This window comes from Haladaptatus marinus, assembly GCF_051194195.1.
In genome coordinates this window covers 243953-270766 of record NZ_JBLZNK010000001.1, presented here as the reverse complement: position 1 = coordinate 270766, position 26814 = coordinate 243953, and the positions used below count along the sequence as shown (strand labels likewise).

The following is a 26814-nucleotide window of genomic DNA, read 5'->3' as shown; positions in this document are numbered from 1 at the left end:
TCATGTGACCGATTTTTCGGAACCGCGAACGAACAGCCAGAGACCGACGAAAAAGGTCAACAACGCCACCGCGCCGACCGCGAGATGCCAGCCGGCCAGCCAGTACGGAAGACCAACCACGTGCCGAGCGCTGTCGAGGAGGTAGCCGAAAAGCGGCAGCTTCATCGTGCTACTGCCGACCTCGCCGGTCGAGTCGTAGGGCGCTCCGGCGGGATACTCGCCGGAACCACGGTCCGCTTCGTATGGAATCGTGGAAACCTTCGCACTCCAGACCATAGCACCCGATTCGTTCAGTTCAACGACGCGGTTGTTCCGACTGTCGGTGATGAGCGTGTTCCCGTTGGGCAGGCGGTCGGCATCCCGGGGCCAGTCGAAACCGATGCCGCCCGCTCCGCGGGCCTGCCACACGACCTCCCATCGTCCCGTCGATTCGTTTCGGTGGAGTTCGACGATGCGGTCGTTTTCCGAATCGGCGACGAGAACCGCGTCCTCCGAGAGCCACTGTGGATTATGTTGGTAGTGCAGGACGCTCGTGTCGCGATTCTCGTTGATGACTTCGACGACGCCCCGCCCGCGCTCGATAACGAGCAACTGGTGGGCGTTGCGAACCGAGACGAGATATCTGTCCTCCCCGATTCTATCCACGTCGTTGATATGAAGCCAATCCGTTTCGGTCGGGTCGGCCGGTGAGTCGTAAAACTGGCTCGCGTTCCACTGCCACGTGATGGTTCCATTCGGTGCGAGCGTGAACACTCGTTCCCTGTCCATATCCGCGACGAGCAGTTCGCCAGACGGGAGAACCTCCGCGTCGTGAACCTCGCTGTTCAGGCTGGTTCGAACCGGAAACGACCATTCGTAAACGATGTGTGGGGCGGGTTCCGGGTCGATGATTCTGACGCCCGTGTGTGCACAGGGTGATTCGTAGGCGCCACAGTCGCTGTACCCATCAGCCATGAACGAAGCGAGAATCGACCCGTTCGGAAGGCGGGACACGTCGTGGTAGCTATCCGCCCGCTCGAAATCCCAAACCTGTTCGCCGTTCGCGTCGAGAACGGCGATTCGTCCCTCGGTGGTCGTGGATTGCACACCGACGACGGTCTGCTCGGCGCCGTTGGTCATCGGAGCTTTCGAAATAGGCGGCGCGACGGCAGCACTGACGACGATAACGAGGGTAAAACTCACGAGGGCAAGTGCCATCAGTCCGGCACCGAAACGTCTAGCCGACGGAGAAGCCACGGAGACCACGTAAGTAGTGTCAAACGATGCGAAGCGACAAAACCGTGCTGGCTCCGGTTCGGAATGGTATGTGAATACAACTCACAGTGGCGCTACGAAGTAACGCTTTAGCCGGTGTACAACCCTTTGGGAGTAGTGTTCGAATCCCTCCAAGAAGAAGTCGAACTTATCGCACGAACCGTCGAAACCCTCCAATTGATCGATGAGGAGGAGCCCGTCGGCCTCAGAAAGGCCGCCGCAGTCACCGAACAACCCGAACATCGAGTGAGAACGTCGTTCCAGATACTCGAGGAACGCGAGCTGATACGATCCACCAAGGACGGTGCGGTCACCACCGAACGAACTGCCGAATTCATCGCTGAATTCGACGGGGTCGTCGAGTCGGTACGAGCGACCGTCGAAGAACTCAGCACCGTGATGTCCCAGTGACAGGTGGGCCACTGCTATCGTCGGGGAATCCACACCGTTTTAGTCGCGCTCTGACTCACGTTCGTACATGATTTCGGTTACCCGTCTTCGGGGGTGCCCGCCGTGAGCGAAGGCGGCATCGTCGGGGAGTTTCTCTCGCTGAAAACGGAGTCCGATGCGGACGTGTTGACGATGCAGGTCGGCGATTTCTACGAGTTTTTCGCCGACGACGCGGAACTGGTCGGCGACGTGCTCGATTTGAACGTCTCGCAGAAATCGAGTCACGGTAGCAGTTATCCGATGGCCGGCGTCCCGCTCTCGGAGTTGACGCCGTACGTGAAACAGTTGGTCGAGCGCGGCTACCGGGTCGCGGTCGCCGACCAGTACGAGACGAAAAACGGCCACGCCCGCGAAATCACGCGCGTCGTGACGCCGGGGACGCTGCTCGAAACCACCTCCGCGGACGCCCAGTACCTCGCCGGAATCGTCCGGGTGGACGATGGATACGGCTTGGCCTTCGCGGATGTGACAACTGGAAGATTTCTCGTCAGTTCGGTGTCGGGCCCGGACGCCGACTCGGAAGCACTAACCGAACTCTATCGGTTCGACCCCGCCGAAGTGCTTCCCGGCCCAAAGGTTCGCAACGACGATTCGTTCCTTGAGCGCGTGCGCGAACGAACCGATGGCTCCCTCTCGTTACACGACGCGAACGCCTTCGCGCCGGGTAAAGCGAGACACGTTACCCGCGAGCAGTTCGGCGAGGAAACGCTTTCCAGTCTCGGGTTGGACTCGGACGAAGGAGCCGAAATCCGTGCGGCCGGAGCAGTGCTCTCCTACGTCGAAGAAACCGGGGCGGGCGTCCTCGGGTCGATGACGCGCCTCCAGTCGTATCACGCCGACGACCACGTCGAACTGGATGCGACGACCCAGCGCAACCTCGAACTCACCGAAACGATGCACGGCGACCGAACCGGGTCGCTGTTCGACACGGTAGACCACACGAAAACCAGTGCGGGTCGCCGTCTGCTGAAGGAGTGGCTTCAACGCCCTCGGCGGTCGGTCGAGTTGCTCCGCGAACGGCAGTCGAACGTATCGGCGTTTGCCGAGTCGGCCTTGGCCCGCGAGGAGATTCGAGAGACGCTCGGCGACGCCTACGACCTCGAACGACTGGCGAGCAAATCGGCGTCGGGAAGCGCCGACGCGAACGACCTGCTCCGAGTGCACGATAGCCTCGCAGTGCTCCCGAAAGTCGCGGATTCGATAGCGAACGCGCCGTCGCTGTCGAGTTCGCCACTCGCGGAACTCGTGGCTCGTCCCGACCGAGCACAGGCGGAGCGCCTGCGTGAGGAGTTGGCCGAGGCGCTGGCTGACGACCCGCCGAAAACCGTCACGCAAGGTGGCCTGTTCAAGCAGGGCTACGACGAGGAACTGGACGAAATCATCGACCAGCACGAGGAAAACCTGGAATGGTTCGATACCCTCGCAAGTCGGGAGAAGTCCCGCACCGGAATCACGCATCTGCAAGTGGACCGCAACAAGACGGACGGTTACTACCTTCAAGTCGGTAAGTCGGATACGGACAAGGTTCCCGAGGAGTACGAAGCGGTCAAGACGCTGAAGAACTCCGAACGATACGTTACCGACGAACTTCGGGAGCGCGAGCGGGAAATCCTGCGCCTCGAAGAACGACGCGGCGAGTTGGAGTACGACTTGTTCCAGCAACTCAGGGCGCGAATCGCTGAGTACGCCGAACTCATGCAGGACGTGGGACGCACGCTGGCCGAACTCGACGCGCTGGCGAGTCTCGCGGTTCACGCCGTCGAAAACGGCTGGGTGCGTCCGGAACTCGCGACCGACGGGCTCGACATCCGGCAGGGTCGCCACCCCGTCGTGGAACAGACCACCGAGTTCGTTCCAAACGACGTGCGGATGGACGACGAACGCGAGTTCCTCATCGTCACCGGGCCGAACATGTCCGGGAAATCGACGTACATGCGCCAAGTCGCGCTCATCACCCTGCTCGCCCAGGTCGGGAGTTTCGTTCCGGCGAAGGAGGCCCGAATCGGATTGGTCGATGGCATCTTCACCAGGGTCGGCGCGCTGGACGAATTGGCCCAGGGGCGTTCGACGTTCATGGTCGAGATGCAGGAGTTGAGCAACATCCTGCACTCCGCGAGCGAGGACTCGCTCGTCATCCTGGACGAGGTGGGGCGCGGAACCGCGACCTACGACGGGATTTCGATAGCGTGGGCGGCCACGGAGTATCTCCACAACGAAGTTCGCGCCAAGACACTCTTTGCGACACACTACCATGAACTGACGACGCTGGCTGAACACCTCCCGCGAGTGTCGAACGTCCACGTCGCGGCCGACGAGCGCGACGGAGATGTGACCTTCCTCAGAACCGTCCGCGACGGGCCAACCAACCGCAGTTACGGGATTCACGTCGCCGACCTCGCTGGCGTGCCGGTTCCGGTGGTCGAACGCTCCCGCGACGTGCTGGACAAACTGCGGCAGGAGAAGGCGATCGAGGCGAAGGGCGGGACGGCCAGCGAACCCGTACAGGCCGTCTTCGACCTCGGAAACGGCGAATTCCAGACCGGTTCTACCACCGGAACGGACGAGTCGAACGAAGGCGAGAGCGACGACGCCCTCGACCCGGAGACGGACGCGGTGCTTTCGGAACTTTCGGGGGTCGAAGTCGCCGACGTCTCACCAATCGAGTTGATGTCGAAAGTGCAGGAGTGGCAGAATCGACTCGACAACGAATAAACCGCAGCGGGGCAAAAAACGCTATTTTCGCAAATTCACGCCTCGATTCATCGGTGAGTAGTTGCCGGTTACCCCGGACAGACCGTCGCCACGGAGGTCGGTTGGCGTCGAGTTTGCGACGACGCTACCGACTCGACGATGGCCGAATCCGTCGTGGATAGTCGGTGAGGTTTTCGTAACCGGATTCCGTCACGACCACGAGGTCTTCGATGCGAACCCCGCCGCGCTCGGGGTCGTACACGCCCGGTTCGACCGTGACGACGGTTCCCGCTTCGAGTCGCTCGTTGCTCGACAGGGATGGCGATTCGTGAAGCGAGAGACCGACACCGTGTCCGGTTCCGTGATACATCCCAACGGGAACGTCCCCGACATCGAATCCGTGGTTACGGAGCGTTTCCGAAACGCGCTGGTGTACGATTTTGGCTGGTATTCCTGCGCCCGAATCGAGCGTCGATAAAGCGGCATCCTGTGCGTCCCGAACGGCGTCGTAGGCGGCGCGTTCCCAGTCGCCGACATCGCCGACGACGAACGTTCGAGTGAGGTCACCATAGTACCCGCGCGAACCGCGAGGGGAGATGTCGAGCAGAACCGTTTCCCCGGGACGGATTTCGTCCTCGCCTGTGAAATGGAGGTCTGCACAACTCGGCCCCGCACCGATGACGGTGTTCCCGGCGTCTCGAATGCCGTGCTGTGCAAGGACGGCGTTGACCTCCCGACGAAGACGCTCCGTCGTAAGCATGGTTCCGTCCCAGTGGAATGACCCATCTCGAACCGTCGTTTCCGCGAGAACGGTTTCGGCACGATTCATCCCGCGCTGTGCGGCGGTCTGAACCGCGGCGATTGCGGCACGCTCGTCCGGCGTTTTCCGTGCCCGACCGAAATCGGCGTCAGTCGTGACGATTTCGAAGTGATTTGCGAGCGCAGTAACTGTTCGGTGTGACGTGTGGTTCGGAACGAGAATTTGTTGCGCGTTGGCGAACTCTCGAACCGTTTCGATGGCTCGGGCCGCCGCCGTCGTCCCCGTTTGTTGCTTACTCGTCCGTACCTCGTCACCGTCGAACTCTCGTCGCGCTTGGTCGCCGAACAGTCTCGGCGCACAGAGTATCGCTCGTCCGGCAACGTAGACGAAGGCGTAGTCGCGGTCTGGCCCGGAAAAGCCGGTGAAATACCGAAGAAAGTCATCGAAACGGTCACCGACGTGAACGAACGCATCCGCACCGGAGGCATCGAGTTCACGCGTGATTTCGTCGGCTGTTTTCTGAACCCTCATACGCTGATACTGGTACACAATCACAGCAATACAATAGCCTATTCGCTGTGCCCTGTCGATTGCCGCTTGTTTGGAATCGATGGTGTTACGATTTCCGGTCAACGTAATCGGGAAATAATGCCATGCTCGCACGTGAAATCGTTTCAACGATGATTCATCTGCGAAGTTATTAGCGACCGACGAACGAAATTTCCGTATGAGTTTTCAGCTTTCGGAGGAACATCGTGCCATCCGACAGACCGTCCGCGAGTTCGGAGAGAAGGAAATCAAGCCGGTTGCGCGCGAACACGACGAAGAGAAAGCGTACCCGCATGACCTTGTGGAAAAAGCCGCAGAGTACGACTTCGTCGGCGCGGAAATCCCCGTCGAGTACGGCGGTGCCGGGATGGACGTCCTCTCGTCCAGTATCGTCACGGAGGAACTGTGGCGCGCCCACGGCGGTATCGGGAGCGCAATCGGAAGCCGCGATTTCGGCTCGAGCATGATTCGGACGTTCGGTGACGACTGGATGAAAGACGAGTGGCTCCCCGTATCGCAAGCGGCGAATCCGCCTGCTGTAGCTGTATCTCCGAACCCGGACACGGGTCGAACGTCGCTGGTATCGAGACGGTCGCCGAGACGGACGGCGACGAGTACGTCATCAACGGCAACAAGATGTGGATAACGAACGGGACGGTTGCGGATGTCGCCGTCGTCATGGCGAAAACCGACCCGGAAGCCGAACCGCCACACCGAGGTATCAGTGCCATCCTCGTTCCGACGGAAACCGACGGGTTCAGCGCGACGAAGATAGACAACAAACTCGGGATTCGCGCCTCGGACCTCGCCGAAATCGTCCTCGACGACGTTCGTATTCCGACATCGAACGTCATCGGTGAGGAGGACGATGGATTCTACCAGCTCATGGAATTTTTCGCTTCCGGGCGCGTGAGCGTCGCCTCACAAGCCGTCGGCATCGCGCAGGCCGCAGTGGATGAGGCCACCGAGTACGCGAACGAGCGCGAGCAAGGCGGCCAACGAATCAAGAACTATCAGGCGATCAGCCACAAAATCGCGGAGATGGCGACGAACGTGGAGGCCGCTCGGTCGCTCACGTATCGCGCCGCATCGCAAGTCGAATCCGGCAACGGGGAGATGGCGACTCGATTTGCAAGTATGGCGAAACTCTTTGCGTCGGAGCACGCTGTCGATGTCGCAGACGAAGCGATTCAGGTGCATGGCGGTGCCGGATTCGTCAGTGACCATCCAGTCGAACGATACTACCGGGACGCTCGTATCACGAAAATCTACGAAGGCACCAGCGAGATTCAGAAAAACATAATCGCAGACCGCCTGCTCTAAGCGCGAACTACGGAACCGGCAGCAACGAGGTTGGAATCTCTGATTTTCTCGGTGAAACTCGGATAACGGATGAAAAATCGGTGGCAGATGGATATGAAATGTAAACAAACTCATGTAAACATTCATTTGATTCTATATATCGTTGATATGGTCTGAAACTGTAAATAAGATATATGAATGCAGAAGATAAGGTGGGAATGCTATGTCAAAACTTAACAGAAGAAATTTCGTTAAAAGCGTCGGTGCCGGAGCCGTCGCATTGACCACGATGGGCGTTACGAGCACGGCGGAAGGCCGCGACCAGTTCGTTGTCACAGTCGGGGGGAAGGGTGGCCGAAAGCAACTCGAGCGGTCGGATTTCGACGTTCAAGGCAGTGTTGCTGACGGACGCGTTCTACTCGTGGCCGCCGATTCGAAATCCTCGGTTCAGGAGGTCAACGGCGTCAAACACGTCGAACCGAACATCGGGTATCGAGCGGTCGGCCCCAAACTCCAATCGACGGAGGAATCCCTCGACGAACAGTACGCGGACATCCAGTGGGACAAACAGGCCGACACGACGGGCGCGTTCGAGGCCCACGACGCCGCGACAGGTGACGGACGAACCGTCGCCATCATCGACACCGGTATCGACACGGCCCACCCTGACCTGCGGAACCGAGTCGAACGGGGACAACTATTCCGTACCGACGGGGCGTCCAGCCCTGACGGAAGTCCGACCGTCACCGGTGACACGACCATCGAGGCGAGATTGCCACCGGGTGGCGAGGAGATAGAATCCTACACCTATCTCGGCGCCCCGGCACTGCGTTCACAGATGGCCGCGGACGACGTCGATTCCCACGGCAGCCACTGTGCTGGTATCGCCACGGCAAAACACGATGACACTTCGGCCGGCGAGGACTTCGGCGTCGCAGGGATGGCACCGGACGCCGATGTCGTCCCACTGCGCGTGTTCTACTGGAAGCGGTTGGACGACTATCAGTACGACGTAGACGGCGATGGAGAGGCCGAAAGCGTCACCGTGACGACGCTCTGGACGACGGATTTCGACATTCTGAGTGCCATCGACTACGCGGCGAAAATCGGTGCCGATTCCGCGAACATGAGCCTCGGTGGCGGTGTCATCAAGGGCAACGCGCACAAAAACGGTGAGCACGTCGCCTACCAGAAGGTCATCCAATCCGCCGTTCAGCGTGGGACTGTCGTAACGACCAGTGCCGGTAATGCGAGTTCCGATCTCCAGCACGAGGGGTACTACACACTTCCGAACAGCGTTCCGGGCTCCATCAGCGTCTCCGCGACGGGGCCGAACAACGAGCGCGTCTTCTACTCGAACTACGGCACCAGCGACATCGACGTTGGCGCACCCGGCGGGGGCTACGAGACGCTCGAAAAAACTCTTGCGAGCGATACGGAGTGGCCATACCCACTCAATCTGGTCTACTCGACGGTGCCGCCGGATCTGAACGACGGCACCGCATACGCCTGGTACGCGGGCACCTCGATGGCGGCACCACAGGTCGCCGGGCTCGTTGCCCTCATCCGAGAGGTCAACCCGGACTTGAACGCAAAACAGGTTCAGAGCATCATCGAAAACACCGCGCGGTTCAGCAACGGAAAGGGTGATGCAGACATCGGTGCAGGTGTCATCTATCCACCGGACGCCGTCGCGGAAGCCGAACGACGCGGATAACGTCGGCTCAACCGACCGAGTATATTTAAAACCGTCCTGCGACCCTACAAGCGATGGAAGGCATTCTCTGGTACTTGCTCGCGAGTTCCCGGGGCGGTGCCACACGGGTTCGCATCCTCCGGGCGCTCGATAGGCGACCACAGAACGCCAATCAACTCGCGACCGAACTCGATTTGGATTACACGACGATTCGCCACCATCTCGACGTGTTGATGGAGAACAACGTCGTCAAGCGAACCGATGACGACTACGCGGCCGTCTATCTCTTCACCGAGCAAGTACGGTCGAACTGGGACACGGTCAGCGAGATATTCGACGTAGTCGCCCCGGAGGAACCATGACTCTAGAGAAATTTTGGACAGGACATATAGCAACCACACACCAACGGAGAATAGATACCGATGACATTCTGGCTTGATGTGGCCCGCATCGCCGCCGCGGTAAACGTGGTGCTACTACTGGTACTCGGGTCTGTGTGGCTCCGCAACTACCGCAATCACGGTGCTCGACACACCCTCGGTCTGCTCGTGTTTGCGGGCTTCCTTCTCGTCGAAAACGGCCTTTGGCTGTATTTCTACGTTCTCCATCCGAAATTCGTCGGGTGGTTCGTCAATGCCGGGGGCGACGTGCAGGTGGGAATGACACTGCTCTGTGGTCTCGAACTCGTCGCGCTCCTGTTCCTCGCACGTCTCACGGTGGTGTAGCGGAATTTTGAGAGAGTCCGATAGGCCGTTCGATGTTGGCGCAATTTTGGACTGAGTTCGGAAAACGCTCTTGACCAACGGTATCCACCCTCCGGCCATGAACCGAACACGTCGTTCACTCCTCGGTGCTATCGCCGCTACGACCGTCCTCGCTGGCTGTCTCGGCGGCGGAGATGGTGGTTCCGATACCACGACCGATACGACGATGACTGAGACGACCATGTCGGATACGTCCACGACGATTACCGAAACGACCACGACGGACGGAAAGGGGGGAATGACGGTTCAGGTTCGCCAACATTCTGACCTCGGTGATATCCTGGTCGGCCCGGAGGGGAAGACGCTGTACATGTTCGACAGCGATACCAAGGGCGAACAGGCGAGCACGTGCAGCGACGGGTGTGCGAAAGCGTGGCCACCGCTCACCGTCTCGAAGTCACCGACGAAATCGGACGCCGTCACAGCGTCGATAACGACGTTCGAGCGGGAGTCGGGCGAGATGCAAGTCGCAGCGAACGGGTGGCCGCTGTACTACTTCGCCTCCGATGAGAACCCCGGCGACGTGAACGGCCAGGGAGTCAACGACGTGTGGTGGGTGCTCGAACCGGACGGCAATCCGGTCAAACCGTCCTCGACGACGAGTGCTGATGGCGGGTACTAGTCACTGATATTGCCAGTTGGATGGGTTGAGCTGGCATTTGTCCCAATGGTCCACTGAGAACTCCCGTTCATTCTAGTAACAATCAGTTACTACCCGGATGAGCCTTGGAACGAAAGTTCGGTCGGCAATGGATTCATCACCATGCCCACCATCTTACCAGGTAGCTTCTGACGGTGGCTAGGAGCACGAACGGATATGACTTCGTTTCCCGATAAACAGGCGTCGTTGGATGTCGGCGGATTCGACGCTATCGCATCATGGCTGTCTGCTGAAGAACACTCATCTGACCCGTTGCTCTCGGCGGTGGACGACACGATATTTGCCTTCGCATTCCGTCCCGACGAACCGCTCACGTGGTGGTCGAACCGTGTGACCGATCTGACCGACTGTACCGATTCCGACCTCGTCTCGCGAGACGCCGAAGACCTCATCGCCGACACCTGCAGAAGTCGGTTCAAAGCAGGAGTACAGACGGCGCTCCGCGAGGGAGAAGCATCGTTTCCAGTGACACTCGATGCAGCCGGTGAGCGAACTGGTTCCGGCGACTGCCGAGTCGTCCGGATACCCGACGACGACCTCCTCTTTGCAGTCGTGGGCGAGAGAAACGAACCGACGGATGGGATGCAGTCGCTAAACCACGTCGATACTGTCATCTTTTCTCTGGACACGGAGTTACGGTACACGTACGTGAACGAAGCGTGGTACGAATCCGCGGCTGAGTGGGAATACGACGGAAGCCCGATACTTGGAAAACACATCTGGTCGGAGTTCCCCAGGGCTGTCGGAACGCGATTACACGACGAAATCGATGCCGCGTTGGAAACCCAGCAACCGATCACGTTTCAAGAGCACCTCTCGGTCACGGACTCGTGGATGCAGACGCACCTCTACCCTTCGTCCGATGGGGTGACGATAGTCGCAACGGATATCACGGAACAAAAGCGACGGGAACGGGAGCTCGAGCGCTACGAAACCATCGTGGAGACGGTCGGCGACGGCATCTATGCGTTGGACGAGGAGTTCCGATTGCTTTCAGTCAACGAGGCGATGGAGGAACTGACGGGGTACAACCGGGAGGAACTCATCGGCGCACACGGCTCGCTCATCGGGGACGAAGAGACGGTCGAAGAAGCGCTGTACCAGCGAGAACTCCTTCTCGAGGGCGAAATCGACGTGGGGCGGTACGAAATCACCATCCAAACCGCTGACGGCGATGCTGTTCCGGTCGAAGTCCGATTTACCGCTCTCCCGGTTGAAAACGGGGATTTCGAAGGAACGGTCGGGGTCATGCGCGACATTTCGGATCGAATCGAGCGAGACCAGCGACTCCAAATCGAGCGCGACCGAGTTGCGGCGCTGTTCGAAAACTCGGGCGACGCGATGGCCTACTGCGAATACGACGGCGACGTGCCGTTTATCCGGTCGGTGAACGCCGCGTTCGAAACGTCTTTCGGCGTCACCAGCGACGAGGTGGTCGGTCGGCCGATCGACGACGTGGTCGTCCCGCCTGAGCATGCGGAGGAAGCGACCGAAATCAACAGGCGAACGAAGGCGGGAGAGTACTCGGAAACCGAGGTTCAGCGAAAAACCGCCGACGGGTTACGCGATTTCTTTTTACGGTCGGTCCCGATTCGCCCGGGCGAATCGGGAGAGCGGTCGTACGGCGTGTACACCGATATCACCGAGCGAAAGGAACGAGAGCGGGAACTCGAGCGCTACGAAACCATCGTGGAAACGGTCGGCGACGGCATCTACACGACCGACGAGGAGTACCGGTTCACGTCGGTCAATGACGCACTGGTCTCGTTGACCGGATATAGCCGCGACGAACTGCTCGGAAGCACGCCCGCGCTGGTCATCGACGAGGAGACGCTCGTGAAAACGACGGCCATGCGCGAGCGATTGCTGACCGGTGCCTCGGAAATGGAATCTGCCACGATAGATCTGCACACCGCGGATGGTGACGCGATTCCGGTAGAGCTCCGATTCAAACCGCTCCCGACGAACGGCGAACAGTACGGTACCGTCGGCGTCGTTCGCGATATCACGGAGCGCGTCGAGCGCCAACGTGCCCTCCGCGAGAACGAAGAACGCCTCAGAACCGTGGTCGAAAACGTTCCGGTCATCCTGTTCGCCATCGATGCCGACGGCGTGTTCACGTTGTCCGAGGGTCAAGGGCTGTCGGTGTTCGATGCAGACCCCGGGGAGATGGTCGGCGATTCGATTTTCGACCTGTCGGCGTCGTATCCTGACGCTATCGCGGACGTGCGGCGAGCACTCGCGGGGGAGACGTTCGATGCCGTTCACAAAATAGGGGATTCCCACTTCGAAACGTGGTACCAACCGGTGCGTGAGGGGGACGAGGTGACCGGCGTCATCGGTGTCTCGATGGATGTCACCGCCCGAACCCGTCACGAGCAGGCACTGACGGCGCTTCACACAGCGACACAGGAAATGCTCGATGCCGATTCCACGGCCGCAGTCGCTCAAATCGCTGCCGAGGTGGGTGCCTCGGTGCTCGACCTCCCCGGCGTGGTCGTCTACATGTTCGACGAGGAGACGAACGCGCTCTGTCCCGTCGCGCACTCGGACGACGTGCCTGAACTCGTGGGACAACCCGTGCCGTTCGAAGCGGGTGAGAGCATCACGTGGCAAGTGTTCGTCAGCGGCGAAACACGGGTGTTCGACGACGTACGTGAATCCGAGAAGGTCTATAATCCGGATACACGCCTTCGAAGTGGGCTCTACATTCCGCTCGGGAATCACGGTGTTTTCATTTCCGTCGATGATACACCGGAAACCTTCGAAGCGGATGCGGTCGAACTGGCGACCATCTTCGCCGCGACGACGCAGGCCGCACTCGACCGGGTGAGTCGAGAATCCGCGCTTCGCGAGCGAGAACGGGAGCTCGAAGAACAGACCGCACGACTCGAACAGCTTCACGAGACGACGGAACTGCTTCGAGATATCGAGCATCTACTCGTCCTCGCGAACTCTCGCTCGGACGTAATGAGTGAGGTCTGTGACCGTTTCGTCAGAACCGACCGGTTCGAGATGGCGTGGGTTGGCGTGCCCGACGAAGCCGCATCACAAGTTCTCCCCGAAGCGTGGGCAGGAACCGAGCGTGGCTATCTGGACAGCGTTTCCCTCGCGCTGAGTGGCGACTCGGAAACGGTAGAACCTGCGGTAGAGGCAGTACAGAGCGGCGACCTCACGACCGTCACGAACGTCGCGGACATCGCGGGTGTTTCGGACGGATTCCAGCGTGATGGATGGCGAGCAGAGGCACTCGTACGAGGTTACCAGGCAGTCATCGGCATTCCGTTGGTCTATCGAGATCACACCTATGGCGTCTTGTCCGTCTACGCTGAACGGTCGGATGCCTTCGATGCACTCTCGCGGGGGGTGTTTGCCGAACTGGGGAAGACCATCGCCTACGCTATCAATGCCATAGAAACGAAGCGTGGACTGTTGACGGATCGAATCACCGAACTCGACTTGCGTGTGCGCGATTCGGACGATTTGCTCCAACGTCTCGCGACCGCGATCGACTGCCACGTCACGTACGAAGGTATGGTCGCGGGTGGCGACGATAACAACCTGTTCATCACCGTTTCGGAGGGAGATATCGACACGATCGAAGCGTACTTGGACGACGTGGTCGGGGTCGAGAAGAGACGCCTCGTCAGCGAACGCGATGACGAAGCGCTGTTCGAGGTAACCGTCACCGAACCACTGTTCGTGTCGGCACTGGTCGAGCGAGGTGCGGTGCCCGAATCGGTGACGGCCACCGAGGGGATAATTCGAGCGGTCGTCAACCTCCCACAGGCGATGGAAGTCAGGGAGTTCGTCGAACGTCTTCGAGCGCGCTATCCCAACCTCGAACTCGCCGCACGACGTGACCGCGAACGCCCGGTACAGACGGTTCAAACGTGTCGTGCCGCGTTCGAAGAACGACTTACCGACCGGCAGCGACAGGTGTTGGAAACGGCCTACCTCAGTGGATTTTTCGATTCGCCACGAAGCACGACGGGACAGGAAGTCGCCGCATCCCTCGACATCACGCAACCGACGTTCATGAACCATCTCAGAACGGCACAGCGAAAGCTGTTCGATCAGCTCTACGGCATCGACTCACTAGATAACTAGTGAGGGTCGCACGTTGCCACTGCATAGCTAGCTGGAATCGCTTTGTCGATACTTCCCATGGATGTAGTCGTAGAACGCATGAGCAATCGAGAAAATTCCGTCACTATATCTGTCGAAGACGGGCAGGTCAGCGAGGCGGTGATTCGTGCCATTTCGCGGGTGAATGGCGTTGACCCGCTCGACATCGACACCCCCCTGTACGACACTATCGACCCCGACGCACTCAATCGGCTCTTTCAGCCGACCGTCTCGACCAACCGGGACATCAAATCACGCGTCCGATTTACCATGGCCGGTTGTGAAGTGACGATTACCGACAATCAGGTCGTGGCCGCGAAACTCCTCTCACCGGTCGACACATGAGCGACGACGCAGAAGACAGGAAAGTAGCCCACCAATCAGATGTCGTGTCACCGATGGGAACACCGGTCTGTTCTCACTGTGGCACACCCATCGAGACGACGGAATGGTTTCCAATCATTACGGAAACCACCGAAAGCGAATCTGTCGTACTCCATTCATTCTGTGACGAAACATGTCAAGATGAATGGAACCAGTCATAATCACCCAACTAATCAAAAATCCCCTATCCACCCACATGTCAACTACTAATGAACGAGCGAGCGAACTGCGACAAACGGAATACACTGACGGTTCCGGTCGAATCGTAATGGTTTACCACCCGAAAAACTCGAAAGCATGGATTCGGTCGTCCGCGACGTACCCCGTTAAGCGCTGAGAGTCGGTTCCCCCGACCGTGCCGGAGTCGTAATGATTCAATGGGATTCGAGGACTGCTGTACGACGATGGAGAACCCATCGAACCCGACCAGTTCGACCAGCCGCGCCGTTGTGAGCCACGAACCCATCACGGAGTAGTTTAATGATAAAAATATTTATTTAAAATATTGAAACAATATACTATATGAATTCGGAGGTTCGGTTTCGTGGGGAAGACGACCACATCACGTTTCAGTCGTGGCTACACCGGCTGAAACGACAGGGAAGCAACGTCCTCGTCACCGGAAACGTTCCGGACGCCGTTTCGGCGAATGCATCTCGAATCTTCTTCGGTCGTCACCACCGATACCGGATACTCGCCCGCATCGACCGAACCATTAGCAGTCCCGAATCTCGCCTCCCGGAATCCACGTCGGTCGAGAGTTCGACGACGTGGGTGCTAGACCAGCGGAACGGTGAACGGTCGATTCCAACCGCCGCGACGCCGATTGCGTCCCACCTCGAACTGCCAGAAAAGGACAACGTCTGCCAACTCCGTGCCGAAATCCAAACGGCGATCAGTTTTTTCGAGGAACGTGCAGACGGGTTTGACCCGGCGGAACTCCGCGTCGGTGTCGATTCGCTCTTTCCGTTCGTCCAGCGAGACCTGTCGATGACGAAACAAACGCTCCGAACGCTCGCTGCGACCGTCCGTGGCGTTCGAGGGATGGGCCACTATCATCTCCGAGTCGGCGACAACGAGGAGATAGTCGAAGAGCTAACACCGCTGTTCGATGCACGTATCGAACTTCGAAAACGACCGGGAGTACAACCTGAACAGCGGTGGCACGTTCCGAAACTCGGCAAAACGACCGTGTGGGTAAAGCTATAAGTTGGACAGCAGAAAACACGGGAGAGTAGATGGAGTTCGATACGCTCGACCGACGTTCCGGACTTGCGATTTTCGACTCCATCGAGAACGTCCGGTTCGAACTCTACACTGCCGAACCTATCGCATTAGAGCCGACACCGACCGCCGAGTTTTATTTCCCGGTCGAAACCGCCGTTGGCTTCGAAACGACGGCTATCGAGATTCCGAATCATCTCTCAGTCGTCGTCAGAACGCAGTCGGGGGAGATTACGGCCGATGCAACCTCGTTGAACAATCTGTCGCTTCCACCCGGCGAGCACCTTCTCGAATTTCAGAGCACACCGATGAAACTGTACATCGCCGTCGAAGGGTCGCTCGGCCTCACCTACGGTGACACAGCCGTCACGGTGCAGTTCGATGGACGGAGACGGGTTCGTATCGGTGCACGCTCCTTTCACGAACATCCGGCGGGGACGATTACCGTCACCGACGATATTGCGGATGCGATGGCGAGTCTTTCGCTACTCGGGTCGGCACTGAAGACGACCTCCTGCGAGCGGTCGTTTCCGACGCTTCGTGGCCATCCACCGCTTATCGAATACGGCGAGACGTTCAACGTTCCGAACGGTATCGAAGCGCCGGACACCGGGGTCAAACTCGTCCTCCCATCGGAACCGGAGTACGTTTATCCGGCGGCATCACTCGCCTACTATCTCGGCGCAGAAATCGTCGCAGGAAGCACGCCGCGACTGATTGCAGGCGAGTTCGAACACGCACTCGACCGGTCGGAAGGATACGAAGCGACGAGCAATCGCATTCTCCAACAGGTGTTCTTTCTCGACTGTCTCACCCGCACCGAAGGCTACTATCCGGTCGAACTCCACGAGCGGACGCAAGTCGAACCGCTGGTCGATCTCGATTTTACCGACCTCTACGAGCGACCACTCGCCGAACAACTTCGAGCGTATCTCTCGATTCCGTTCGAGACGCTCGAACCGCACATGCTCGACTGGCACCTGACGACCGACGTGGTTCCGACAGCGGAGAACGTACCTGCGCTGCCGTACTTCGCCAACAAACTGTCGCTTCTCAGAACGCCGCGAAATCCGGACACGCACACGGTCATGCCCGCGCCGCAGATATTCGACGATTTCACGCGAACCGCGGTGACGGCAGAGGGGTTCACCAGAAGTGCGAGCGACGGGTGGAACTGGGATGACGACGAGTTGTTCCAAGTGGACTCGGTGGACACCATCGAACACGCGTGGGTCGGCAACGGCTATCCAATCGGTGCGAACAAGGTAACGCTCGACTCGTTACGCCAGCAGATAGACCGAACGCCACCGGACGATTCGGCGCTGAAAATTCACGTCGTCTGTAACGATCCGGCGATGGCTGAAGAAAACGTCGTCGGCGAGTTTTATGGGTTGCGAGATTTCGTCAGCTTCGACGTATCGATTCACGAAGAAACGACAGCGGCGGAACTCGCGGCTCTGTTCGAATCCGACGCCGATTTCATCCACTACATCGGCCACGTCGATGAGAAAGGGTTTCGCTGTGCCGATGGCTATCTCGACGCCCAGTCGCTCGACGAAGTAAACGTCGATGCGTTCCTGTTGAACGCCTGTCGCTCCTATCGGCAAGGAAAGACACTGATCGAGAAAGGGAGCAAAGGCGGCGTCGTGACGCTCGCGGAAGTCATCAACAGTTCCGCGACGAAAGTCGGGCGAACCCTCGCCCGGTTGTTGAACGCCGGGTTTTCACTGCGAACCGCGCTGAGCATCGCCAAGGAGGAAGTCGTCGTCGCAGTCGAGTATGTTACCGTCGGAGATGGTGGCATCGCGTTGTGCCAGAGTGCGAGCGGTGGCCCGGCAATGTACGATGTTTCCCACGACGAGGCGACCGACACGTACCATCTCGAACATTTGGTCTTCCTCACGTCGAACTACGGTATAGGGTCTATGTGTTCATCAAATATCGATGAGAGCATAACAAAATACCTAATGTCCGGTAGGATAGCGGAGTTTCAACTATCCGCGGGAGAGTTTGAGACTGCGCTGGAACTCGAACTTCTCCCCGTCAAAATCGATGGCGAACTCTACTGGAGCGATGAATTAAATATGGAAAATTTTTGACTAGTTATGGCCCGTTTGTGCTGTTCGCTGACGCCGCCAGCACATTTCCCGCCTGCATCAAAGCAAGGCAGATAGTGAACAGGATTCCGATCATTCGTGGATTGTTCGCCAAGTAGGCTTGGATGGTGTTTTCCGACATGCGCTTGGATAGTTACCTGGCGGGAACCTATACTTTTCTCAAACATACAAACGTTTGTAATATATAAATAAACTCCTAGCAAATTCACTAGAAACCGACTTCTTTCGGTAGTTGCTGACGTGGGAAATGAAAGCTGTTCGAGTTACAGTTTGCACGAATCGATGCGACGAAGAGTGCTGAATCGCGAAGAGAGGTCCCGTTCCCGGCGATCTTACTGCGTGATTTCGATGTCGTCGGCCTCTCCCGCAACGATCCAGTCGTCGTCGCCGAATTTGTAGTGACGAACTTCGGGTGTCGACCACTCGCCGTCGATGTACTCTGCACTGACCTCACACCGCCTGATTCCCTCGTGTTTCGGTTCGATTTCGAGTCGAAAGCGTTCGTCGGGTGCATAGTCGATCGGACTCGCTGGCCCTTCGTAGGTCATCCCGTTCGTGAGTTCGATTCGGACGTTGTCTCCCAAGACGACAAGCTCCAGTGTTTCGGTGAACGTCTGCATGTCGCTGACTAACACGATGCGAACGCGAGTAAGCGTTCCGGCCTTCACGGTGACTATTTCTGGCTGTTGGATTTACTGAGAGCATATCGGTATTTTCGTCGTGTGCAGTGTTTCTGTGGCGTTACTCGCTATCACTGACGGCAAACGATTCACCGCATGACGAAATCGGTGTCAGAATCGGGTCCCCCAGTCGGACGAACACACCAACCTTGAATACGCCGGGATGAAACGGTTCCAGAAATGAGTGACGGGGAGCCGAATATCCGGGCGCTGGACGAGAAAACCGTCCAGCGAATCGCGGCAGGGGAGGTCGTAGAGCGACCTGCCTCCGTGGTGAAAGAACTGGTCGAAAACAGCCTCGACGCCGACGCCTCGCGGATTTCGGTGCGCATCGACGGCGGTGGCACGGAGCGAATCGTCATCGAGGACGACGGTATCGGCATGAGCGAGGAAAACGTCCAACTCGCCGTCGAGGAGCACACGACGAGCAAAATCCGTGACATCGACGATTTGGAGTCCGGCGTCGCTACCCTCGGCTTTCGCGGCGAGGCCCTGTACACCATCGGCGCAGTCTCCCGTCTGACCATTCGAACGAAACCGAGGGGTGGCGAGTCAGGTACTGAACTCGAACTCGTCGGCGGTGAGATGGATGAAATCAAACCAGCGGGCCGACCGGCGGGAACGACGGTCGAAGTCACCGACCTGTTTTTCAACACCCCTGCGCGCGAGAAGTACTTGAAAACCGACGCGACCGAGTTCTCGCACGTGAACCGCGTCGTTACGCAGTACGCGCTGGCGAATCCAGATGTAGCGTTTTCGCTGGAACACGACGGACGCGAAGTGTTCGCAACGACTGGTCAGGGCGACCTCCAATCTGCAATTCTATCGGTGTACGGGCGCGAGATCGCTACTGCGATGATTCCGGTTGGGGGCGAAAAAGGTGATGCTCCCGACGAAAGCGAAACGAATGAAGTCGGTGTTACTGGCTACGTCAGCCATCCTGAAACGACTCGGAGCACACGGGAGTACGTTGCCACGTACGTCAATGGACGATATGTACGCTCGTCGGTCATCAGGGAAGCCGTCCTCTCCGCCTACGGAAACCAGCTCGCGCCCGACCGCTACCCGTTTGCAGTGCTCTTTCTCTCCGTTCCGGGCGATTCAGTGGACGTGAACGTCCACCCGCGAAAGATGGAAGTCCGGTTCGGAGACGAAGGCAGGGTTCGAAATGCAGTCCGAACGGCGATAGAGGACGCGCTTCTCGACAATGGACTCGTCCGGTCGTCCGCCCCCCGTGGACGCTCCGCACCCGATGAAACCGACGTGACACCGGACGGGGTACAGTCTGAACTCGACGCCGAACCGGAAGACGTGAAACCGTCACGGACACCCAGCAGAGACGATGCCAACCATCGCGCCAGCAGTTCGAAGTCGGACACGAGCAGTTCCGAAACAAGCACGAACGCTCCTCCGAGTTCGAATTCCGACAGTTCGACTGCGGCGGATTACTCGACAGCAGACGGACAGACGGTAGATCGACGGTCGAAAGACTACCCGTCGGCAACCCGACCGCAGACCGATTCCGCGGAAGGTGCTGCTGACGAGCAGTCCGATTCGAACCGAACATCGACCGCGACCGAAAGAACGGCATCGTACTCCGAACCGTCCCGCGAACCGGAACGCAAGTTCCGAGCACCGACCGAGTCGGAAACGCTGACAGGGTCGGAAACGCCGACCGAGTCGCCGGAATCAGAGTTCGACCAACTCCCACGAATGCACGTCCTCGGGCAACTGCACGACACGTACGTCGTCGCTGAAACGCCGGAAGGATTGGTACTCATCGACCAACACGCCGCCGACGAGCGAGTGAACTACGAACGACTCTGCGCCCAGTTCGCGGGCGATACGACGACACAAGTCCTCGCCTCACCGGTCGAACTCGAACTGACAGCGGCGGAGGCGGCCTTGTTCGACGAGTACGACGAGTCGCTGGCGCGATTGGGCTTTCACGCGGCGCTCACCGGCGAGCGAACGGTCGAAGTGACGACCGTTCCCGCCGTTCTCAGCGAAACGCTCTCACCCGACCTGCTGCGGGACGTGCTCGGCGAGTTCGTCTCGACCGATCCGGACGAACACGACCGGAACTCCGCGGAGGCGGTAGCCGACGCGCTCATCTCCGATTTGGCTTGTTACCCGTCGATTACAGGAAACACTTCACTCCGGGAGGGTGACGTGGTGAGTCTGCTCTCGGCGTTGGACGATTGTGACAATCCGTACGCTTGTCCGCACGGGCGACCGGTCATCATCGAGTTCAACGAGCGGGAGATCGAAGACCGGTTCGAGCGGGACTATCCTGGCCATTCTGGGCGACGGACGGAGTGAGTATTTTGATACTATTTGTGACTGGTATTGCGACTAGTAAGGAGAACCTTCATATCGGCTGGCCGAATCAAGCCAAAGTATGGCACGCGGGACGAGTCAGGGAAGACTTCTAGATGCGATACGATTCGACTTACAGCAGTTACACACCGGGTGGATGTCGCTGTTCTTTCCACGACAGCGACAGCAGGCCCATTCGGTGCTCGGACAGTGGACACCACAGAGTACGTCGGGGAAAGTAGCCTACCGAGTGTGAGGCGTGGTCAGCACGCTCGTCGTCGCTCTCCTCTACCCCTTCGTCCTGTTCGGCTTCGCGACTCGCTACTACACGAGTCGCATCGACCGAACTGCGGCGAGTCTCGGGGTTTTGGGCGTTATTTTGCTCTCGGTCGTCGTCTGGGGTGACTTTGCAGCGCTCGCCAGAGTCCGATTTTCGACCGAGGGGTTCTACGCCGTCACCGCCGCCGGAGGCGTCGCCACCATCGCGGCGGTGCTGGCATACCTCACCAGTCGATATGGCGGCCGAATTACGACAGTGCTGTTCGCCTACCCGTTCGGCATGACGGCGCTGTTCCTGCCGCCGGTCGTCGCGGCGCTGTACTCGCCGACGCTCTCTGAAGTCATCTTCCCGAACAGCGAGACGCTGGCGGTATGGTTGCTTGACAACGTGCTCGACTATCGGGGAATCAACGAGATTCTCCGCGCGCGATTCGACCTCGAAGGGTTTGCCTACGTCGGCATGTGGTTCGGCATCGCGGTACCGTTGGGTTGGTTCCTCGGGTTCTTCGTCACTTTGGCGAATCTCATGCGCCCGAAATCGGAGTAACCCTTTTCTATTGCTCGGCTAACTGTCCGATATGGAATTTACATTACCCGTGACCGCAGCAGCACTGCTGGCAATCGTCGCCGTCGGTACGGCGGGCCTCATCGGAATGGGGGCCATGGCGACGAGTACAGTACTGATGATGGTGGCCCCCTCGATGCTGGTGTTCGGCCTGATAGCACTCTTCCTTGGTGTCAAACACGGCGAGTACCGCGCGACGCGATAGCCAAACGAGTTTACTCGACTCGTCCGACCACGAGGATGTGATTCGACAGGTCGGCGACGGTCGGGTCTTCGCGCAGTTTTCGAACGACTTCTGTGACGTTTCTCCTGCGAGTCAGCGTCGATTTCTTCCAGCGAAGTTTCGAAGTTCGAGGCCGATCCTTCGAGTTCGGCGACGACTTCGACAGCGAAGCCGTGGTTTTCAAGTAAGTCGCGCAGTTCCTCGCTTCGGAAGAAGTGACATTCCACGAACGCCGGGTCGTCGCCCTCGTACTTCTCGGCGGGTTCGAGTGAGTACGTCGCCGTCTCGATGAATTCCGGCTTCGAAATGGGGTGCGCTCTTGATGAGGTTCTGGACGACAGAGACGAATCCCATCACGAAGGCGAAGACGGGCGCACTCGACTGCGTCACGCGATTCAGTTCGCGGACTGCCTCGCCCCGCTCGTCATCCGAGATGACGTGTGAGAGCGGTCCGCCGAGACACAGGGTCGCATCGAATCGGTTTTCGGAAAACGGCAGGTCGCGAATGTCACCCTGTTGAATGGTGACCTGCGATTCGAGGTCACGTTCCGCAACCCACGATTTGGCGATGACGACCTGCTCCGCCGAGAGGTCAAGTAGGGTCACGTCGTATCCCTGCTCCGCCAACCAGATCGAATACCTGCCCGCGGCCCCGCCAGCGTCGAGGATGTGCCCCGACTCGGGAAGGTACTGACTCAAATAATCGGTCGTGGTCTCGAACTCCAGCGAGTTCTTGAACGACTCTTGGAGGCGTTCCCACTCGCCCTCGCCGAGATCGTAGTAGTAGTTCGCCGGGTCGATTTTGGCCCGTAGGTCATCGTCTGCCATCGTGACATGTCCATTTCTGATAATGGAATAAAGTTCTTCGTCCGATAGGTTGGTACTATCTGCTAGCGAGCGAGACGAGAAAAAGCGTCAGTTTTCCGTTTCATTCGTCGTAGAAAAGAATCACTTTGTCCACCGAATGCAGTCGCAAACCTAAACCCCAGCCGTCCAGTTCGTGTCGTCGTCTTCTGCGATGTAGTCCGCGTCGTACTAGTACGGGTAGAAGTCAGCTACCGCTGTGTCGTGGTCGTCGTCGGTTTTGCGAACCCCAAATCGACGAGTGCTTTACGAAGCGTGACGATTTCGATGTTTCGCTCCTTTGCCAGTCGAATTGCCGTCCGAACACGCTCTGCACTGAAATTTTCGTAGGCGCTGTGACCTACTAAAATAGCGAGCACGTCGTTATTTGCCACCCTATCGAGATGCGTTTCCAGTTCGGTTTTCGACATCCGATCCGGTCTGAAATAGCGCCGATGGAGGTTGTACGGGTCGAGCCCTCGAATCGGATTCAGACCATCGCCTCGCTCCGCGTTCGCGACGGCGGAGTAGTGTTTCGGAACCAACTCTTGCCCGCGGTCGCTATTGATACCGTAGGGAAGTACAAAATTTGAAACGTTCACGCCGTACCCTTCCAACTGCGCTTTCGAGCCGCCGACTGCGGATTTCAGTATCTCGTCTGTATATCGAATCCGTGCGTCATCTGCGCTGAACGCCTTCGTCACTGGACTTTCGAGCGTGATGAATTCCCCAGTTTCGTCAGTGCCGTTCCCAGTAACAGTCACGGTTTCGTGCTTTTCGGAGTCGAAAATCCGAATGTCGTCACCCGGAATCTCGCCGTAACGGTTCGAGTGTCCGTAGACTTTCGTGTCATCCTTCTCGACATCCTTCGTGACTTCGAGACTTCCCAACGCCCTGTGTTTGATCGTGTGGGAGATGATTTCGTTCCCGGCGGCGTTGATTTCGAGAAGTTGGCTTATCGTGAGTCGTCCTTCGGACCCGATTAGTCCTGAAACGACCGCGAAACATCCGGGGACGCACTCTCCCTGATGAACGGGGAATATTTTGGTATAATCTGTTGTAGTTCCATCGTCGTAGATGAATACGAGCTTTCCCGAACCCGATTTCTGTACCATAGTTGATGCAGTGGCGAACGAAACGGATGCCGACGAGGTAAGGGTGAAACCACTGATTCCTACAGTTTGGAGAAATCCACGGCGAGAACTCGTTGCAGACTTTCTCACAGAGATACATATACCCGTCTACTCAAAAATCAATTGTATCAATTTGAAGAGGGAAGCATTTGGTATTAGCGGCCTCACGTGAGAAGACCGCTCGAGAGGGAGCAAACAGTAACATCGACGACGTACTCATCCATCGAATAAACCTTCGCTATTTCGAGCTATCAAAATCATTGTGCGAGTTTGAGACTTCGCGAGTGAGGAACGAAGTGACGAACGAGCGGGCCGACGGCTGAATGGAGCGTAGCGAAGTGAAGAAGGAGTTTCTTCGTTCGCACTGCTCACGAAGGCTCGGAAGTCGCAGCCCGCGGAGCGAAGCGAGCAGAACCGTCTTCCGGTGCCTTTGGTTCAGCTTTTACAGGGAGACGGTCAGCGTCTGCGTCATGGCGACGCAGACGCTGACCCTCGACCGTCGTAAAAAGTGGTGCCTACATGTAGCCGAGGTCGCGCAGGCGCTCCATCAGGTCTTCTTTGTCCTGGGCGCGTCCTGCACGCTCGGTCGTGTTCTCCATGTCCTGCAACCACGCAGGCTCCTGGTCGCTCTTTTTTGTGCTGACTTCGCTGCCGAGCGAACGGAACCCTTCGAAGTATTTCGGCGAGACGGGGATGTCGTCCTGTTCCACGCCCTCCGGAAGGTCGTCGAATCCTTGCGGGACGTAGCCGTCGTCGGGGTACGCCTCGACGGTGTCCGGCACGACGAAGTACCAGAAGGCGTCCCAAACGGCAGGTTCGTCGAAGTGAAGGATGGGCTGAATGCGGTCGTGCGGTGGGTAGATTTCGGGGTCGTGGCGCGGACTGAAGAACGTCTCGTCGGCACGAGCTTCCTGTTCGTCCCAGCGGACGCCGGAGATGACCCCGTCCACGTCGTACTCCTCGAGTGCGTCGTTCAGCGCGACGGTCTTGAGGAGGTGGTTGCCGACGTAGGTGTCGAGCAGGAACGGGAAGGTGTCCTCCTCGTATTCGAGGAGATCACGAACGTGGTGTTGGTTGTGCTCGGAGAGCGCGTTGATGTCGATGTCGTCGCCCGGTTCGAGGCCGTGCTCATCGACGTACGCACCGACGTCTTCGTTGCGGGCGTAGATAACGTCCAAATCCCACTCGTTAGCCCAGTGTTCCACGAAGTCGTGAATCTCCTGGAAATGCTGGTAGTGGTCGATGAAGACCGCCGGTGGAACCTCCAAGTCGTATCGCTCCGCCACTTCCTTGATGAAGTAAAGCGTGAGCGTGGAGTCCTTGCCACCAGTCCACATCACGGCGGGGTTTTCGTACTCTTCGAGACCCTTCTTCGTGACCTCGATGGCTTTCTCTACTTTGTGTTCGAGCGAGGGGTAATCCTCGGGCTGTTCGCCTTCGCCATCGGTGTAGTCCACATCGAGATAGTCTGGGAACTCGTCTGCCATGACTCGTAATTAGATATAATTACCTGGCTAAAGTGCTTTTCGGCTCCGGATGAAGAACCATTTACGTTAGTAAGATACTCGATTCGAATTTTACATCCCAAGGAAGAAATCACGCTGCGGTCGCTGTGGCTCGACGAAAATGGGAATCGAAAACCGAAATACTAGGAAATGAACTTGTTGTCGCGCCAGTTCACGCCGCTGGACGAGGAACTTTCCTTCCGCGGTCCTTCCACCACTTCGATGGAGGCCGGGCGGTCGTCCCCATCTACGATGCGTGTGGCTTCCAGATCACCATCGACTTCCGCAATCGCGGTGAGTGTGCCCTTTTCGGCTTGGCGGGCGATGGTGCACAGCACCTCGAACATCGGATACTGAAGCGCAGTGTTCTGCAACACGGTCTCCCGGTCGCCTTTGAACGCAGCCATCTCAATGAGTTCGCCCGTGGGTTCTTCCTCTTCCTCGTCTTCGGCGTCCGTGCCCCATCTAGGAGCGTTGCGCCGTGCTTCCTCCTCTTCGGTGAAGACGCGCGTCTCCGAAACGCTGGCCTTCAGCTGTGCTGTCGGTGTGTACTTGCTGATGCTCTCGTCCGTCGAGACCGCGCTAATGATAAGCGTGTTGTTCCGGCGGGTGATATCGACGCTGTCGATTCCATCCGGTAGTGGGGGGTCGCTTTCAAAGTGGTCGTAGACGGTTTCAAGCGGCAGTTCGAGCGTCGAATGTAGTCGGTATACCTGGCTCATTTGTGGTCGTGAGTTCCGTCTCCCGTCGGCTGTACGTTTGCTACTACGTGCCCCGAACTTATAGGGGCTACCCTTTCGGTTGCGTATTCAACCAGCGAAACGACGCTAGTTGGCTCGAAGTGCGTCACCAAGTTCATCTCGTTCTTCCATCTCCGCGAGGATGTCACTGCCACCGATAAACTCGCCGTCAACGAACGTCTGTGGAATCGTTTCCCAGCCACTGTATCCCGACAGTTCTTCGCGGTAGGCATCCAAGTTGTCGAGTACGTCCACCGTCTCGAACTCGTCACCGCGATGTTTGCCGATGAGTTCGAGCGCGCGCTGGGAGAAGCCACACTGTGGCATCATTCGTGTCCCTTTCATAAACAGGATGACCTCCTCGTCTTTGATCGCCGAATCCACTCGGTCTTCGACCTCCTCGGCAGTGAGTTGTTCGCCGGGTGTGAACGTCATGCGGTTGTGTAGGCACCCACGCCGCAAAGAAGTTGCGCCCGAGTCATCCAGTTGCATTTACTCTTTCAATGTGAGCAAAGGACGAGTCGCGATTTTCGATGGTCGTCAGGGT

Annotated in this window: 23 protein-coding genes and 2 pseudogenes; 15 read left to right on the top strand and 10 right to left on the bottom strand. The window is 58.2% G+C overall.

Annotated elements, in window-relative coordinates:
• Nucleotides 1-1197 carry an aryl-sulfate sulfotransferase gene (locus ACN2TU_RS01405; protein ID WP_435152111.1) on the bottom strand — a complete coding sequence of 399 codons (1197 nt, stop codon included), beginning with the start codon at nucleotides 1195-1197 and terminating at the stop codon, nucleotides 1-3.
• A 174-nt stretch (nucleotides 1198-1371) separates the two neighbouring features.
• On the opposite strand from ACN2TU_RS01405, the gene ACN2TU_RS01400 reads away from it, so the two are divergent.
• The gene (locus ACN2TU_RS01400) at nucleotides 1372-1665 is read left to right on the top strand and encodes a hypothetical protein (protein WP_435152108.1); all 294 of its coding nucleotides are present in this window, start codon (nucleotides 1372-1374) and stop codon (nucleotides 1663-1665) included.
• 93 nt (nucleotides 1666-1758) lie between these two features.
• On the top strand, nucleotides 1759-4416 hold the full coding sequence (mutS, locus tag ACN2TU_RS01395; RefSeq protein ID WP_435152106.1) for a DNA mismatch repair protein MutS: 2658 nt from the start codon (nucleotides 1759-1761) through the stop codon (nucleotides 4414-4416).
• A 124-nt stretch (nucleotides 4417-4540) separates the two neighbouring features.
• On the opposite strand, the gene ACN2TU_RS01390 is transcribed toward mutS, so the two are convergent.
• Nucleotides 4541-5686, bottom strand: coding sequence for a M24 family metallopeptidase (locus ACN2TU_RS01390; protein WP_435152103.1), 1146 nt, complete (start codon nucleotides 5684-5686; stop codon nucleotides 4541-4543).
• Nucleotides 5687-5882: 196 nt separating this feature from the next.
• Here ACN2TU_RS01390 and ACN2TU_RS01385 point away from each other — a divergent pair.
• The 10 genes and pseudogenes from ACN2TU_RS01385 (at nucleotide 5883) to ACN2TU_RS01340 (ending at nucleotide 17962) form a co-directional block, all read left to right on the top strand.
• Nucleotides 5883-7027 (top strand): annotated as a pseudogene (locus ACN2TU_RS01385) (acyl-CoA dehydrogenase family protein).
• 202 nt (nucleotides 7028-7229) lie between these two features.
• Nucleotides 7230-8723, top strand: coding sequence for a S8 family peptidase (locus ACN2TU_RS01380; protein ID WP_435152100.1), 1494 nt, complete (start codon nucleotides 7230-7232; stop codon nucleotides 8721-8723).
• Nucleotides 8724-8776: 53 nt separating this feature from the next.
• Nucleotides 8777-9064: a winged helix-turn-helix domain-containing protein gene (locus ACN2TU_RS01375; RefSeq protein ID WP_435152097.1), complete on the top strand. Its 288-nt coding sequence runs from the start codon at nucleotides 8777-8779 to the stop codon at nucleotides 9062-9064.
• Nucleotides 9065-9124: 60 nt separating this feature from the next.
• Nucleotides 9125-9427, top strand: a complete 303-nt coding sequence (locus ACN2TU_RS01370) for a DUF8036 family membrane protein (protein WP_435152095.1) — start codon at nucleotides 9125-9127, stop codon at nucleotides 9425-9427.
• A 97-nt stretch (nucleotides 9428-9524) separates the two neighbouring features.
• Entirely contained in the window at nucleotides 9525-10088 is a 564-nt protein-coding gene (locus tag ACN2TU_RS01365; RefSeq protein ID WP_435152092.1) for a COG4315 family predicted lipoprotein, read from the top strand.
• Nucleotides 10089-10283: 195 nt separating this feature from the next.
• A complete protein-coding gene (locus ACN2TU_RS01360) occupies nucleotides 10284-14237 on the top strand; it encodes a PAS domain S-box protein (protein WP_435152089.1) in 3954 nt (1317 codons plus the stop codon).
• Between the two features lie 78 nt (nucleotides 14238-14315).
• Nucleotides 14316-14600 (top strand): HalOD1 output domain-containing protein, encoded by a 285-nt coding sequence (locus ACN2TU_RS01355; RefSeq protein ID WP_435152086.1) that lies wholly within the window; start codon nucleotides 14316-14318, stop codon nucleotides 14598-14600.
• Nucleotides 14597-14800 carry a DUF7576 family protein gene (locus ACN2TU_RS01350; protein WP_435152083.1) on the top strand — a complete coding sequence of 68 codons (204 nt, stop codon included), beginning with the start codon at nucleotides 14597-14599 and terminating at the stop codon, nucleotides 14798-14800. The genes ACN2TU_RS01355 and ACN2TU_RS01350 overlap by 4 nt, the downstream gene beginning before the upstream one ends.
• A gap of 361 nt (nucleotides 14801-15161) precedes the next feature.
• On the top strand, nucleotides 15162-15848 hold the full coding sequence (locus ACN2TU_RS01345; RefSeq protein WP_435152081.1) for a DUF7504 family protein: 687 nt from the start codon (nucleotides 15162-15164) through the stop codon (nucleotides 15846-15848).
• 29 nt (nucleotides 15849-15877) lie between these two features.
• The gene (locus ACN2TU_RS01340) at nucleotides 15878-17962 is read left to right on the top strand and encodes a hypothetical protein (protein WP_435152078.1); all 2085 of its coding nucleotides are present in this window, start codon (nucleotides 15878-15880) and stop codon (nucleotides 17960-17962) included.
• Between the two features lie 4 nt (nucleotides 17963-17966).
• On the opposite strand, the gene ACN2TU_RS01335 is transcribed toward ACN2TU_RS01340, so the two are convergent.
• Nucleotides 17967-18101, bottom strand: coding sequence for a DUF7503 family protein (locus ACN2TU_RS01335; RefSeq protein WP_435152076.1), 135 nt, complete (start codon nucleotides 18099-18101; stop codon nucleotides 17967-17969).
• A gap of 211 nt (nucleotides 18102-18312) precedes the next feature.
• Entirely contained in the window at nucleotides 18313-18648 is a 336-nt protein-coding gene (locus tag ACN2TU_RS01330; RefSeq protein ID WP_435152073.1) for a hypothetical protein, read from the bottom strand.
• 192 nt (nucleotides 18649-18840) lie between these two features.
• On the opposite strand from ACN2TU_RS01330, the gene mutL reads away from it, so the two are divergent.
• The 3 genes and pseudogenes from mutL (at nucleotide 18841) to ACN2TU_RS01315 (ending at nucleotide 22028) form a co-directional block, all read left to right on the top strand.
• Nucleotides 18841-20982: a DNA mismatch repair endonuclease MutL gene (gene mutL, locus ACN2TU_RS01325; RefSeq protein ID WP_435152070.1), complete on the top strand. Its 2142-nt coding sequence runs from the start codon at nucleotides 18841-18843 to the stop codon at nucleotides 20980-20982.
• A gap of 79 nt (nucleotides 20983-21061) precedes the next feature.
• Nucleotides 21062-21805 (top strand): annotated as a pseudogene (locus ACN2TU_RS01320) (hypothetical protein).
• A 31-nt stretch (nucleotides 21806-21836) separates the two neighbouring features.
• The gene (locus ACN2TU_RS01315; protein ID WP_435152067.1) at nucleotides 21837-22028 is read left to right on the top strand and encodes a DUF7333 family protein; all 192 of its coding nucleotides are present in this window, start codon (nucleotides 21837-21839) and stop codon (nucleotides 22026-22028) included.
• 10 nt (nucleotides 22029-22038) lie between these two features.
• On the opposite strand, the gene ACN2TU_RS01310 is transcribed toward ACN2TU_RS01315, so the two are convergent.
• The 6 genes from ACN2TU_RS01310 to ACN2TU_RS01285 form a co-directional block, all read right to left on the bottom strand.
• Nucleotides 22039-22230, bottom strand: a complete 192-nt coding sequence (locus ACN2TU_RS01310) for a hypothetical protein (protein WP_435152065.1) — start codon at nucleotides 22228-22230, stop codon at nucleotides 22039-22041.
• Complete coding sequence (locus tag ACN2TU_RS01305; RefSeq protein ID WP_435152063.1) at nucleotides 22227-22874, bottom strand: class I SAM-dependent methyltransferase; 648 nt, start codon at nucleotides 22872-22874, stop codon at nucleotides 22227-22229. The genes ACN2TU_RS01310 and ACN2TU_RS01305 overlap by 4 nt, the downstream gene beginning before the upstream one ends.
• A 227-nt stretch (nucleotides 22875-23101) precedes the next feature.
• Complete coding sequence (locus ACN2TU_RS01300) at nucleotides 23102-24004, bottom strand: polysaccharide deacetylase family protein (RefSeq protein ID WP_435152060.1); 903 nt, start codon at nucleotides 24002-24004, stop codon at nucleotides 23102-23104.
• 533 nt (nucleotides 24005-24537) lie between these two features.
• Complete coding sequence (locus ACN2TU_RS01295) at nucleotides 24538-25509, bottom strand: phosphoadenosine phosphosulfate reductase family protein (protein WP_435152057.1); 972 nt, start codon at nucleotides 25507-25509, stop codon at nucleotides 24538-24540.
• 161 nt (nucleotides 25510-25670) lie between these two features.
• Nucleotides 25671-26249, bottom strand: a complete 579-nt coding sequence (locus ACN2TU_RS01290) for a DUF7110 family protein (RefSeq protein WP_435152054.1) — start codon at nucleotides 26247-26249, stop codon at nucleotides 25671-25673.
• A gap of 105 nt (nucleotides 26250-26354) precedes the next feature.
• Nucleotides 26355-26702, bottom strand: coding sequence for a glutaredoxin family protein (locus tag ACN2TU_RS01285; protein ID WP_435152050.1), 348 nt, complete (start codon nucleotides 26700-26702; stop codon nucleotides 26355-26357).
• Nucleotides 26703-26814 lie beyond the last annotated feature (112 nt).

Coding starts and splice junctions, on each gene's coding strand:
- ACN2TU_RS01405 (WP_435152111.1), bottom strand. CDS start 1,197: ATGGCACTTGCCCTCGTGAGTTTTACCCTCGTTATCGTCGTCAGTGCT.
- ACN2TU_RS01390 (WP_435152103.1), bottom strand. CDS start 5,686: ATGAGGGTTCAGAAAACAGCCGACGAAATCACGCGTGAACTCGATGCC.
- ACN2TU_RS01380 (WP_435152100.1), top strand. CDS start 7,230: ATGTCAAAACTTAACAGAAGAAATTTCGTTAAAAGCGTCGGTGCCGGA.
- ACN2TU_RS01375 (WP_435152097.1), top strand. CDS start 8,777: ATGGAAGGCATTCTCTGGTACTTGCTCGCGAGTTCCCGGGGCGGTGCC.
- ACN2TU_RS01370 (WP_435152095.1), top strand. CDS start 9,125: ATGACATTCTGGCTTGATGTGGCCCGCATCGCCGCCGCGGTAAACGTG.
- ACN2TU_RS01365 (WP_435152092.1), top strand. CDS start 9,525: ATGAACCGAACACGTCGTTCACTCCTCGGTGCTATCGCCGCTACGACC.
- ACN2TU_RS01360 (WP_435152089.1), top strand. CDS start 10,284: ATGACTTCGTTTCCCGATAAACAGGCGTCGTTGGATGTCGGCGGATTC.
- ACN2TU_RS01355 (WP_435152086.1), top strand. CDS start 14,316: ATGAGCAATCGAGAAAATTCCGTCACTATATCTGTCGAAGACGGGCAG.
- ACN2TU_RS01350 (WP_435152083.1), top strand. CDS start 14,597: ATGAGCGACGACGCAGAAGACAGGAAAGTAGCCCACCAATCAGATGTC.
- ACN2TU_RS01345 (WP_435152081.1), top strand. CDS start 15,162: ATGAATTCGGAGGTTCGGTTTCGTGGGGAAGACGACCACATCACGTTT.
- ACN2TU_RS01340 (WP_435152078.1), top strand. CDS start 15,878: ATGGAGTTCGATACGCTCGACCGACGTTCCGGACTTGCGATTTTCGAC.
- ACN2TU_RS01335 (WP_435152076.1), bottom strand. CDS start 18,101: ATGTCGGAAAACACCATCCAAGCCTACTTGGCGAACAATCCACGAATG.
- mutL (WP_435152070.1), top strand. CDS start 18,841: ATGAGTGACGGGGAGCCGAATATCCGGGCGCTGGACGAGAAAACCGTC.
- ACN2TU_RS01315 (WP_435152067.1), top strand. CDS start 21,837: ATGGAATTTACATTACCCGTGACCGCAGCAGCACTGCTGGCAATCGTC.
- ACN2TU_RS01305 (WP_435152063.1), bottom strand. CDS start 22,874: ATGGCAGACGATGACCTACGGGCCAAAATCGACCCGGCGAACTACTAC.
- ACN2TU_RS01300 (WP_435152060.1), bottom strand. CDS start 24,004: ATGGTACAGAAATCGGGTTCGGGAAAGCTCGTATTCATCTACGACGAT.
- ACN2TU_RS01295 (WP_435152057.1), bottom strand. CDS start 25,509: ATGGCAGACGAGTTCCCAGACTATCTCGATGTGGACTACACCGATGGC.
- ACN2TU_RS01290 (WP_435152054.1), bottom strand. CDS start 26,249: ATGAGCCAGGTATACCGACTACATTCGACGCTCGAACTGCCGCTTGAA.
- ACN2TU_RS01285 (WP_435152050.1), bottom strand. CDS start 26,702: ATGACGTTCACACCCGGCGAACAACTCACTGCCGAGGAGGTCGAAGAC.